An 11,670-nucleotide genomic window follows, 5' to 3' on the forward strand; every position below is an offset into this window, starting at 1 on the left:
GCGACGATTTTCCGGCCGCGCGGCGGCGGGGAACGATGACGTAAAACGGGAAGACACGGCATGTCCGACGAACGGCAAGAGAGCGTCCCGGCAGGCGCCGCGTTGCACGACGAAGCGATGCGCTCGAACGCCTGGCCTTTCGAGGAGGCGCGCAAGCTTCTGGACCGGCTGGAGCGCACGGGCCAGACGCAGGTGCTGTTCGAGACCGGCTACGGCCCTTCGGGCCTGCCGCATATCGGCACGTTCGGCGAGGTCGCCCGCACGTCGATGGTGCGCCACGCCTTTCGCACGCTGACGCAGGACAAGATCCCGACGCGGCTTCTCTGCTTTTCGGACGATCTCGACGGCCTTCGTAAGGTGCCGGAGAACGTGCCGAACCGCGAGATGATGACCGGCTTCCTCGGCAAGCCGCTGTCGCGGGTGCCCGACCCGTTCTCGAACGAACATCCGTCCTTCGCCGCCGCCAACAACGCGCGGCTGCGGGCTTTCCTCGACACGTTCGGCTTCGACTACGAGTTCGCCTCGGCGACCGACTATTATACGTCCGGCCGGTTCGACGCGATGCTGCTGCGCATGCTCGCCGCCTATGACGAGGTGATGGCGATCATCCTGCCGACGCTCGGCCCCGAGCGCCGCGCCACCTATTCGCCCTTCCTGCCGATTTCGGAGCGCACCGGCATCGTGCTGCAGGTGCCGATGGTGGAGCGCGACGTCGAGGGGGGGCGCATCGCCTATCTCGACCCCGACACGGGCAAGACCGTGTGGACGAAGGTGACGGGCGGCGCGGTGAAGTGCCAGTGGAAGGCGGACTGGGCGCTGCGCTGGGCGGCGCTCGGCGTCGACTACGAGATGGCCGGCAAGGACCTGATCGACAGCGTCACCCTGTCGTCGCGCATCGTGAAGGCGCTCGGCGCCGAGCCGCCCGAGGGCTTCAACTATGAGCTGTTTCTCGACGAGAACGGCCAGAAGATCTCGAAGTCGAAGGGCAACGGACTGACGATCGACGACTGGCTCGCCTATGCCTCGCCGGAGAGCCTGTCCTTCTACATGTTCGCCAAGCCCCGCGCGGCCAAGAAGCTGCATTTCGACGTCATCCCGAAGGCGGTGGACGACTACTATGCCTTCGTCTCGGCGCTCGAGCGGCAGGACGATCGCCAGCGGCTGCAGAACCCGGTCTGGCACATCCACCAGGGCGAGGCGCCGCGCGGCGAGATCGCGGTGCCCTTCGCGATGCTGCTCAACCTCGTGTCGGCTTCGAACGCATCGAACAAGGAAACGCTCTGGGGCTACATCTCGCGCTATGCGCCTGGCGTCAGCGCCGCGAGCGATCCCGAGCTCGACCGGCTCGTGGGCTATGCCCTGCGTTATTTCGAGGATTTCGTGCGGCCGGCCAAGCGATTCCGGGCGCCGGATGCCGAGGAGCGGCAGGCGCTGGAGGCGCTCGACGCCAAGCTCGGCGATCTGCCGACCGGCGCCGACGGCGCGGCGATCCAGGATGCGGTGCTCGACGTCGCGCGCCCGATGCCGCGCTATCAGGATCTGAAGAAGACCGGGCCGACCGGTGGTCCCGGCGTGTCCGGCGAGTGGTTCCAGACGCTCTACCAGACGCTGATCGGGCAGGAACGCGGCCCGCGCTTCGGTTCGTTCGTGGCGCTCTACGGCATCGACGAGACCCGCAAGCTCATTCGCGACGCGCTCGAAGGGCGCCTGACGCCCGCTGCCTGACGGCGCGATGAACACCAGCGTGTTGCGCCGATCTTTTCGGATGTCGACGCGACGCGCTCAGTTGGCGATCTCGAACTCCCAGATGCCGCGGCGTGCCTCCTTCGCCTGCGTTTGCGCATCCGCATAGCGGCTGCCGGGCGCGGCCGCAGCCCAGCCGTTCGACACCAGCCACTGTCCGACATCCTCTTCGCCGAGGAGGCATGGCACGGTCACGTCGTCGCCGGCATCCGCCGGCACCGAGCACAGGAGCGAGCGCCCTCGAAGCCAGGCGCGGAACGCCGTGCGGGCGCGCACGCCGCAGGGCCAGGACCGGGCGCCGTCGCTGCAGCGCGCGTCCGGCGCGATGGGTTCGACACCTTCGACACGGAGGGTCGTCTGACCGGCCTGGATGGTTCCCGAATCCACCGCGATCGGCTGGCTGAAGCGGCGGAAGTCCGGCTGAGGTTCGCTCGGGACGATGGCGGCGACAGTCGCTTCGTCCGGCGTAGCGACAGGCGCTGATGCGTCCGGCGTCGTAGCAGAACCCGCCTCGGCCGGCGCGTTGCTGGCACCCGGCGTCGGCGTTGGCGCGCGATCGGCGATGATCGGAACCGCGGCGCCGCTCGCGGCCGGCGGCATGCGAACGAGATCGCCGCCGCCGGCGAGGGGCGAGGGGATGACCTCGCGCACCGGGGCGGAGCGCTCCATCCGCCCGGGTTCGGAGCGCGATGCGGCTGGCGGCGTCGCCTCCGGCGGGTTCGGCGCGGAAGGCGCGATCTCCTCTTGAGTTGCGGTCGGCGCCGGCGACAGGAGCGTCGGCTGCCGCGGAAGGAAGACGATCCATGCGGCGAGGACAGCCAGAAAGGCGAGAGCGATGCGGAGCGTCGGCATTCGTGGCTCCTTGACGAGGAACGAGCCGCTGAAGGCTCACGCCTGCGGCAGCGTGGCGGCTACTGGGTCGCCCAGAGGATCCGCGCGATCCAGTCGATCTCGGCGACCGCGAACTGTCGGTCGGGAAAGTCCGGGTTCACCGAGGCGAGTTCGATGGTCTTGGCGGTTTGGCGCTGAAGGATCTTCACCATGACCTCGCCGTCGCGCGTGCGCACCACGACCCTGTCGCCCCGCCGCACCGCGGCGCCCGGCGAGACCACGACGATGTCGCCGTCGCGATAGAGCGGCAACATCGACTGCCCCGACACCTCCAGCGCGTAGAGCGTCTCGTCATAGCCGGGCAGGTTGATCTCGTCCCACCCCTGGCCGACCGGAAAGCCGCCGTCGTCGAAGAAGCCGCCGGCGCCCGCTTCCGCAAAGCCCAGCAGCGGCACCGATTTCGGCAGCGCCTGTGCCGGCAGCTTGGCAGGCTGCAGATCGCCGCCCGTGACCATCGACGAGAAGTTCTGGAACGTCGTGCCGGTGGCCTCGATCACCTTGGATATCGATTCGGTGGAGGGCCAGCGGGGACGCCCGTCCACAGCCAATCGCTTCGACTTGTTGAACGTCGTGGGATCGAGCCCGGCCTTGCGGGCCAGCCCGGAGGGGGACAGCTTGTTTTCGGCGGCGAGCCGGTCGAGCGCAGTCCAGATGCGGTCATGCGTGAACATCGACGTCGCTCGGGTTGCAGGTTGGCCAGGACGCCGACGAAAGCCGACGCAAACGGATCGACAAGGAATATATACCTTGTCCGAACTTTGTTTAAGACGAGATCCCCGTCTTGTCGAGGGCCGGCGCCGGTCCGTCTCGTTTTCGCTTCGACCGCCGGAGGTTTTCCACGGTTTTGCCATCGATGGGGCGATCGGTTCGGCAACAATCCTTTGCACGCCAGGGAACACGGCGGCGAATATGGCATTTTAGCGATGGGTGTTCCGGCGGATGGGCCGGTGCGCACCCTTGCGTTTGCCAGGAGTCGGCGATGGCCATGATGGGATTGCGGTTCGCGCCGAACACGAGCGACGAGGTTCGCCGGCGCGCGAGCGAGCCGGGACGGGGGCGCGATGCCAGCGGCCCCTTCGGCATTCCCTGGAAGGGCTGGAAGGATATCCTTGTGCGCATCTGGTACTCGTTCTTCGAGGACCGGGTGATGCTGATCGCCGCGGGCGCGACCTTCTATCTGCTGCTCGCCTTGTTCCCGGCCTTCGCGGTTTTCGTGTCCTTCTACGGCATCGTCGCCGATCCCAACACGATCGCCGACCACATCGCCTTCATCGGCCAGTTCCTGCCGCAGGCCGGCACCGAACTCCTGACCGCACAGCTCGAATATCTGGTGACGCGCGATCCCGCGTCCCTGTCGGTCGGTTTCATCTCCGGCCTCCTGTTCTCGCTCTGGAGCGCCAACAACGGCATCAAGACGCTCTTCGAGGCGATGAACGTCGCCTATGGCGAGCAAGAGCAGCGGTCCTTCCTGAAGCTCAACGCCGTCGCCTTCTGCTTCACGATCGGCGGCGTCTTCATCGGCACCGTGATGATCGTGACGGTGGGCGTGGTGCCGATCATCATGGGCATCGTCGGTGCTTCCAGCCTGTCGGACGAGTTGATCGCTGCCACGCGCTGGCCCGTGCTCTTCGCGGTCATCGTCGCCTCGATCAGCATGATCTATCGCTATGGGCCGAGCCGTAATCGTGCGCGCTGGACCTGGGTCCTGTTCGGAGCGATCCTCACCGCCGTGGTCTGGCTGACCGCCTCGATCGGCTTCTCCTGGTACCTGCGCAACTTCGCCAATTACGGTGCCACCTACGGCTCGCTCGGCGCCGTGGTGGGCTTCATGATGTGGGTCTGGATCTCGTCGATCATCTTCGTGGTCGGCGCCGAGATCAACGCCGAGATGGAGCACCAGACGGCGCTCGACACGACCGATCGGCCGGAAAAGCCGATCGGCATGCGCGGCGCGCGGGTCGCCGACACGATCGGCCGGTCCATCGTGCGCGAGAAGCGCGAGGTCTGATCGAAGTCCCAGCGATGGCTCCATCGTGCGCGAGAAGCGCGAGGTCTGATCAAAGTGCCAGCGACGGCGGCCTCGAAGGCCGCCGCTATGGTCGTTGGGTTTCAGGCGGCTTCCGCCTCGTTCGCTGCGAATCGTCCGTAGAAGGTCTCGCCCTTCGCCGCCATCTCGCGCAGGAGCGGCGTCGGCGCGAAGCGCTCGCCATGACGCGCGGCCAGCTTCTCGCAAAGCGCGACGAAGGCCGGTGTGCCCATCCCGTCGATGTAGGAGATAGTGCCCCCCGTATAGGGCGCATAACCGAAGCCGAGGATGGAGCCGACATCGGCCTCGCGCGGGTCGGTGACGACGCCTTCCTCCATCGTGCGAGCGGCCTCGAGCGCCATCGTCACCAGGAAGCGCTCCTTCAACTCGGGGAAGTCGACGTCCTCGGGCTTCTGCTGCGGGAACTTCTCCTTGAGCCCCGGCCACAGCGCCTTCTTCGCGGGCTTGGCGGGATAGTCGTAGAAGCCCTTGCCGGCCTTCCGGCCGAGCCGCCCGTCTTCGGTCACCATCGCATCGATGAGCTTGAAGTGGCGGGGATCTACGGCGTCCTCACCCTCGTCCTTCAACGCCGCCTTCATGATCTTCTGGCTGAGATCGACGGCGGTCTCGTCGTTGAGGGCGAGGGGGCCGACCGGCATGCCCGCGAACTTCGCGGCGTTCTCGATCATCGCCGGCGGCACGCCCTCCACCAGCATGTCGTAAGCCTCCGTCATGTAGCGGAGCACGCAGCGGTTGGCGAAGAAGCCGCGGGTGTCGTTGACGACGATCGGCGTCTTCTTGATCGCCCGCACGAAGTCGAGCGCCACGGCCAGCGCGCGGTCGCCGGTCGCCTTGCCGAGAATGACCTCGGTCAGCATCATCCGATCCACCGGCGAGAAGAAGTGGATGCCGATGAAGCGTGCCGCATCCGGGAAGGCGTCCGCCAGTCCGGTGATCGGCAGGGTGGAGGTGTTGGAGGCGTAGATGGCGTCGGGTTTCATGACGGCCGCGACCTTGCGCGTCACCTCCGCCTTCACGTCGCGATCTTCGAACACCGCCTCGACCACGAGATCGGCGTCGGCAAGCGCGCCATAGTCGGGCGTCGCGGTGATGCGGGCGAGGAGGGCCTCTCCCTCTTCCTTCGTCGCGCGTCCCTTCTTGGCGAGGGCCTCCATCAGCCCAGCCGAATGCGCCTTGCCCTTGTCGGCGGCCGCCTGGTCGCGGTCCACCAGCACCACGTCGAGGCCGGCCTTGGCTGCTACGAAGGCGATGCCGGCGCCCATGAAGCCGGCGCCGACCACGCCGACCCGGCGGATCTCCTGCGGCGGAACGCTCAATGGGCGGCGCGCGCCCTTGTTCAGCGCCTGCAGCGAGACGAAGAGCGAGCGGATCATCATCGCCGCCTCGGTCGTCTGCAGGACCTCCGCGAAGTAGCGCTGCTCGACCTTCAGCGCCTGGTCGATCGGCAGCAGCAGGCCCTCGTAGACACATTTCACGATCGCGCGGGCGCCGGGATAGTTGTCGGCGGTCTCCTTGCGATAGAGCGAGGCCACCGCCGGCCAGACCTGCGCGCCGGCCGGCGAATAGACCGGCCCGGACGGCAGCTTGTACCCCTTCTCGTCCCAAGGCTTCACCGGCTTCAGGCCGGCGCGCAGCATGGCCTTGGCCTTGTCGACGAGTTCGGCCTGCGGCACCACCTCGTCGATGAGCTTCATCGACTTGGCCTTCGCGGCCGACAGCGTCTCACCCTTCAAGAGCATCTGGAGCGCCGACTGCGTGTCGGTCAGGCGCGGGACGCGCTGCGTTCCGCCGGCGCCGGGGAAGATACCGACCTTCACCTCGGGCAGGCCCATCTTGGCCTCGCTCGCCGCCACCCGCCCATGGCAGGCCAGCGCCAGTTCGAAGCCGCCGCCCATGCAGGTGCCGTTGATTGCGGCGACATAGGGCTTGCCGTTCGTCTCCAGCTTGCGCCAGATCCGTCCCATCTCGCCCGAGCGCTCGAAGAGTTCGCGAACCGCCGCCTCGGGATCGGCCGCCTTCCTGGCCGCGAACGTGTCGAACAGGCCGCGCAGCATCTTGAGGTCGGCGCCGCCGGTGAACGAACCTTCCTTGCCGGAGGTCAGGACCACGCCCTTGACGGCGTCGTCGGCCGCGAACCGGTCCACCAGCGCCTCGATCTCGGTCATCACCTCCTCGGTGAAGACGTTCATCGAGCGGTCCTTCATGTCCCAGACGACGACAGCAAACCCCTCGGTGTCGATCTCGGTGGTGAAATTTGCGTTGGACATGATGCGGTCTCCCGATTGAAGCATGGACGGTTTCGGCCCTGCGATGGCCGTTGAACGAAGGAGGCTAGGGGATCGGACGATGGGAGGAGGATGACGGCAACCGCTCGTGCGGCGTATCCCCGCCCGACCCGCTCCCAAGGAAAAGCCGCTCATGGGAGGCTGGCGTTCGCAGTTCGTCAGTCGGCTGACGACTGTCATCGTTGGTCATAAGCTGCGCTTCACAACTTTTTAGCGCGCCTGAGCCTAGAGTTGCGACTGTTCGATGGATTTCAGGCGAGTTGTATTGATGGTGATGGATTGCGAAGGGTGCCGGTCGGGAAAGCCGCTGGATTTCGAGTTCTCGATGGCATTCCAGCCAATCTTCGACCTGTCGGCGTCGCGCGTCTGGGGATACGAGGCCCTGATCCGCGGGTTGAACGGGGAGGGTGCGTACGCGATGCTGTCCAAGGTCTCGACGGACCAGAAGTATCGCTTCGATCAGGCTTGCCGCGTGAAGGCGATCGAACTGGCGTCCCGGCTTTTCCCGCGCGACAACGGCCTGCAGCTCTCGATCAACTTCATGCCGAACGCGGTCTACGAGCCGGCGGCCTGCCTGCGTGCGACGCTCGCTGCCGCCCGCAGACACGCCTTTCCGCTTGAAGACATCATGTTCGAGTTCACCGAGAACGAGGAGATCATCGACACCGGCCATCTCCTCACGATCCTCGCCGAGTATCGCCGTCAGGGCTTCATCACTGCGATCGACGATTTCGGTGCCGGGTTTGCCGGCCTCGGGCTGCTGGCGGACTTCCAGCCCGATCTGATCAAGATCGACATGAAGCTGATCCGCGGCATCGACTCCAGCCGCCCGCGTCAGGTGATCGTCGCGGCGATGACGGCGGTCGCGCGCGAGCTGGGCATCACCGTCCTGGCCGAAGGCATCGAGACCGAGGCCGAGTTCACCGTTCTCAAGGCGGCCGGCATCAACCTCTTCCAGGGCTACTACTTCGCCAAGCCCGCCTTCGAAGCGCTGCCGCAGGTCGCGGTCGCGCCGCAGACGGTCGTCGTGACCCATGAGGCCCACTACGCCTGACGAAGGGGGGATGCCGCGCATCATGCGGGTCGTCAGACCCGCTCGATGATCGTCGCGGTGCCCATGCCTGCGCCGATGCAGAGGGTGACGAACGCGATCTGCTTGTCCTGGCGCTCCAGTTCGTCGAGCACCGTGCCGAGGATCATCGCGCCGGTGGCGCCGAGCGGATGGCCCATGGCGATGGCGCCGCCGTTGACGTTCATGATCGCGGGATCGATGTCGAACGCCTGCTGGTAGCGCAGCACCACTGCGGCAAAGGCTTCATTCAGTTCGAAGAGATCGATATCGGCGGCGCTGATACCGGCGCGGGCGAAGAGCTTGCGCGTCACGTCCACCGGGCCCGTGAGCATCAACGCGGGGTCGGAGCCGATATTGGCAAACGCGCGGATGCGGGCGCGCGGCTTGGCGCCAAGGATCGCGCCGCCCTCCTTCGAACCCACCAGCACACCGGCCGCGCCGTCGACGATGCCCGACGAGTTGCCGGCATGGTGGACGTGGTTCACGGCCTCGATCTCGGGATGAGCCTGGATGCCCACCGCGTCGTAGCCGCCCATTTCGCCATGCATGGCGAAGGAGGCGTTGAGGCTGCCGAGCGACTGCATGTCCGTGGTCGGGCGCATGTGCTCGTCACGGTCGAGGATCGTCAGGCCGTTCTGGTCCTTCACGGGAACGACGGACCGGGCAAAGCGCCCTTCCTCCCATGAGCGGGCAGCGCGCTTCTGCGATTCCACCGCATAGGCGTCGACGTCGTCGCGCGAGAACCCGTATTTCGTGGCGATGAGATCGGCCGAGACGCCCTGCGGCATGAAATACGCGGGAATGCCCACCGACGGGTCCATGATCCACGCGCCGCCGGACATGCCCATGCCGACGCGCGACATGGATTCGACGCCGCCCGCGATGACGAGATCGTCGGCGCCGAAAGCGACCTTCGAGGCGGCGAGGTTGATCGCGTCGAGACCCGAAGCACAGAAGCGCGAGATCTGCATGCCCGGCGCCGAAAAGGCGTAGCCGGCCTCGAAGGCGGAGGCCTTGGGGATGACGGACCCGGCCTCGCCGACGGGATCGACGCAGCCGAAGATGATGTCGTCGACGCGCGTCGTGTCGATGCCGTTGCGATCGCGCAGCGCTTCCAGAACCTTGGCGCCGAGGCGCACGGCCGGCACCTCGTGCAGCGCCCCGTCCTTCTTGCCGCGGCCGCGCGGCGTGCGAACGTGATCGTAGATATAGGCTTCGGTCATCATGGACCTCCCGGGGTCAGTCTGCGCGAGCGATCGAGCGGAGGCGAGATCCGCTCAAAACGCCTCTTCGTTCAAGGTCATCATGGAATCGGATCCCGACGCAATGCGGGCGAGGTGGGCCGCCGTCTCGGGCATCAGCCGGTCCATGAAGAAGCGGGCCGTGACCAGCTTGGCTTCGAGGAACCCGGCATCGCCGGCCTTGCCGGAGGCGAGCTTCTCCTGCGCCACATTCGCCGAGCGCGCCGACATGTAGCCGAGCGCCACGAGGCCGAAGAGATGCATGTAGTCGGTCGAGGCCGCGCCGGCATTGTCGGGCTCGGCCATGGCGTTCTGCATCAGCCACATCGTCGCCTGCTGCAGGTCGTTCAGGCCCTTCTTCAGCGCCTTGGTATAGGGCGCCATCGCCTCGGTCGAGCGGTTCTCCTCGCAGAAGGCGCTGACCTCCTTGAAGAAGGCCTGCACCGCGCGCCCGCCGTTCAGCGCCAGCTTGCGGCCGACGAGATCGAGCGCCTGGATGCCGTTCGCGCCCTCGTAGATCTGTGCGATGCGGGCGTCGCGCACGAACTGCTCCATGCCCCATTCGGCGATATAGCCATGGCCGCCATAGACCTGCTGCGCCATGACGGCGTTCTCGAAGCCCTTGTCGGTGAGGACACCCTTGATGACGGGCGTCATCAGGCCCATCCAGTCGTCCGCCGCCTGCCGCTCCCCAGCGTCTTCGGCGAGATGCGAGAGATCGCCCTTCAACGCCGTCCAGAGGATGAGCGCGCGCCCGGCCTCGTTGACGGCGCGGATGGTCATCAGCATACGGCGCACGTCGGGATGGACGATGATCGGATCGGCCTGACGCTCGGGCGCCTTCGTGCCCGAGAGCGAGCGGCCCTGGATGCGGTCCTTCGCGTAGACGACGGCGTTCTGGTAGGCGATCTCGGAGATCGCGAGGCCCTGTACGCCGACGCCGAGCCGCGCTTCGTTCATCATCGTGAACATGGCGCGAAGGCCCTTGTCGGCCTCGCCGATCAGGTAGCCGGTGGCGCCGTCGTAGTTCATGACGCAGGTGGCATTGCCGTGGATGCCCATCTTTTCCTCGATCGAGCCGCAGGCGACGCCGTTGCGCGCGCCCGGCTGGCCGGCCTCGTCGAGCACGAATTTCGGCACGATGAAGAGCGAGATGCCCTTCGTGCCCTGCGGCGCGCCGTCGATGCGCGCCAGCACGAGGTGGACGATGTTCTCGGAAAGGTCGTGCTCGCCGGCGGAGATGAAGATCTTTTGCCCGGTGATCGCATAGGAGCCGTCGCCCTGAGGCGTCGCCTTCGTGCGCAGCATCCCGAGATCCGTGCCGCAATGCGGCTCGGTGAGGTTCATCGTGCCGGTCCAGATGCCCTCGATCATCTTCGGCAGATAGGTCTGCTTCTGCTCGGGCGTGCCGTGCTGCTCGATCGCCGCGATCGCGCCGCGCGTCAGGCCCGGATACATGGCGAAGGCCATGTTCGCCGACGACAGGAACTCGTTGACCGCTGCCGCCAAAGTGTGCGGCAGGCCCTGGCCGCCGAAGGCCGCATCGGCCGAAAGCGAGCCCCAGCCGGCTTCTCGGAACTGCGCATAGGCCGCCTTGAAACCCGTCGGCGTCGTCACCGACCCGTCGTCGGCGCGCCGGCAGCCCTCGCGGTCGCCGACCTGGTTCAGCGGCAGGAACATATCGGTCGCGAAGCGCCCGGCCTCACCCAGAATGGCCTCCACGATATCGGGCGAGGCGTCGGAAAATCCTGGCAGGTTGTTGTGCCGGTCGAAGTCGAGAAGGTCGTTGAGGACGAAGAGCGTGTCGGCGATCGGGGCCTGATAGACCGGCATTGTGAACCTCCCGGAACCTTCGCGAATTTTGACGTTTGCGTAAACGTCAACCAAGCTTGGGTATATCGTCGAAGTCGCGCGCGTTCAAGTCGGGCTCCGGCCACGGCGATGAGCTTCGGGTTCTCTGGGGCGCGGTCTCGCCGGCGTCGGGGAGGCGTCCGCGTTTCCCCGCAGAACGCGAAAACCTGTGACGATCACGCTTGCTCCCTGCCACGCAGCCTGAAACAGAAGGGGCCGATGAGGCGTCGCCGAGCCACCGGACGGGTTCTCGCGGGGTCGTGACGACGGGAGAGGACTGTCCCCATGTTTCAGGATTTCGACGAAATCTCCGACGCCAGCCAGAGCGCCTCGCGCCTCGATCGCCTGCGCGCATCGCTGACGGAGGCGGGGGTCGACGGCTTCATCGTGCCGCGCGCCGACGATCATCAGGGCGAGTATATTCCGCCGTCCGCGGCACGCCTGGGATGGCTCACCGGCTTCACCGGCTCGGCGGGAACGGCGTTGGTGCTGCCCGAGCGGGCCGCGATCTTCGTCGATGGGCGCTACACGGTGCAGGTG

The 11,670-nt window shown here is 66.6% G+C and carries 9 protein-coding genes; 4 read left to right on the forward strand and 5 right to left on the reverse strand.

All coding sequences use genetic code 11. The features are described 5' to 3' along the window. The first annotated feature begins 60 nt into the window (after window positions 1-60). On the forward strand, window positions 61-1,725 hold the full coding sequence (locus tag AUL33_RS19520; protein WP_082652754.1) for a lysine--tRNA ligase: 1,665 nt from the start codon (window positions 61-63) through the stop codon (window positions 1,723-1,725). 57 nt (window positions 1,726-1,782) lie between these two features. Here AUL33_RS19520 and AUL33_RS19525 read toward each other — a convergent pair whose 3' ends face one another. Next, a complete protein-coding gene (locus AUL33_RS19525; RefSeq protein ID WP_062212344.1) occupies window positions 1,783-2,595 on the reverse strand; it encodes a thermonuclease family protein in 813 nt (270 codons plus the stop codon). A 59-nt stretch (window positions 2,596-2,654) separates the two neighbouring features. Further along, a complete protein-coding gene (locus tag AUL33_RS19530; protein WP_062212347.1) occupies window positions 2,655-3,305 on the reverse strand; it encodes a helix-turn-helix transcriptional regulator in 651 nt (216 codons plus the stop codon). Window positions 3,306-3,613: 308 nt separating this feature from the next. On the opposite strand from AUL33_RS19530, the gene AUL33_RS19535 reads away from it, so the two are divergent. Beyond that, window positions 3,614-4,642 carry a YihY/virulence factor BrkB family protein gene (locus tag AUL33_RS19535; protein ID WP_082652755.1) on the forward strand — a complete coding sequence of 343 codons (1,029 nt, stop codon included), beginning with the start codon at window positions 3,614-3,616 and terminating at the stop codon, window positions 4,640-4,642. 101 nt (window positions 4,643-4,743) lie between these two features. Here the strand turns inward: AUL33_RS19535 and AUL33_RS19540 are convergent, their stop codons facing one another. Further along, window positions 4,744-6,948 (reverse strand): FAD-dependent oxidoreductase, encoded by a 2,205-nt coding sequence (locus AUL33_RS19540; protein ID WP_062212387.1) that lies wholly within the window; start codon window positions 6,946-6,948, stop codon window positions 4,744-4,746. A gap of 286 nt (window positions 6,949-7,234) precedes the next feature. Between AUL33_RS19540 and AUL33_RS19545 the strand changes: the two genes are divergently transcribed. Continuing rightward, window positions 7,235-8,020, forward strand: coding sequence for an EAL domain-containing protein (locus tag AUL33_RS19545; RefSeq protein ID WP_062212350.1), 786 nt, complete (start codon window positions 7,235-7,237; stop codon window positions 8,018-8,020). Window positions 8,021-8,052: 32 nt separating this feature from the next. Here the strand turns inward: AUL33_RS19545 and AUL33_RS19550 are convergent, their stop codons facing one another. Both AUL33_RS19550 and AUL33_RS19555 read right to left on the reverse strand, forming a co-directional pair. Continuing rightward, entirely contained in the window at window positions 8,053-9,261 is a 1,209-nt protein-coding gene (locus AUL33_RS19550) for an acetyl-CoA C-acetyltransferase (protein WP_062212390.1), read from the reverse strand. A 54-nt stretch (window positions 9,262-9,315) separates the two neighbouring features. Then, window positions 9,316-11,112, reverse strand: a complete 1,797-nt coding sequence (locus AUL33_RS19555; protein ID WP_062212353.1) for an acyl-CoA dehydrogenase C-terminal domain-containing protein — start codon at window positions 11,110-11,112, stop codon at window positions 9,316-9,318. Window positions 11,113-11,415: 303 nt separating this feature from the next. Here AUL33_RS19555 and AUL33_RS19560 point away from each other — a divergent pair. Beyond that, window positions 11,416-11,670: aminopeptidase P family N-terminal domain-containing protein (locus AUL33_RS19560; RefSeq protein ID WP_192843226.1), on the forward strand; the 255-nt coding region annotated here is incomplete at its 3' end.

The sequence above is a fragment of the Aureimonas sp. AU12 genome (assembly GCF_001463705.1).
In the GTDB taxonomy this organism is placed as follows: domain Bacteria; phylum Pseudomonadota; class Alphaproteobacteria; order Rhizobiales; family Rhizobiaceae; genus Aureimonas.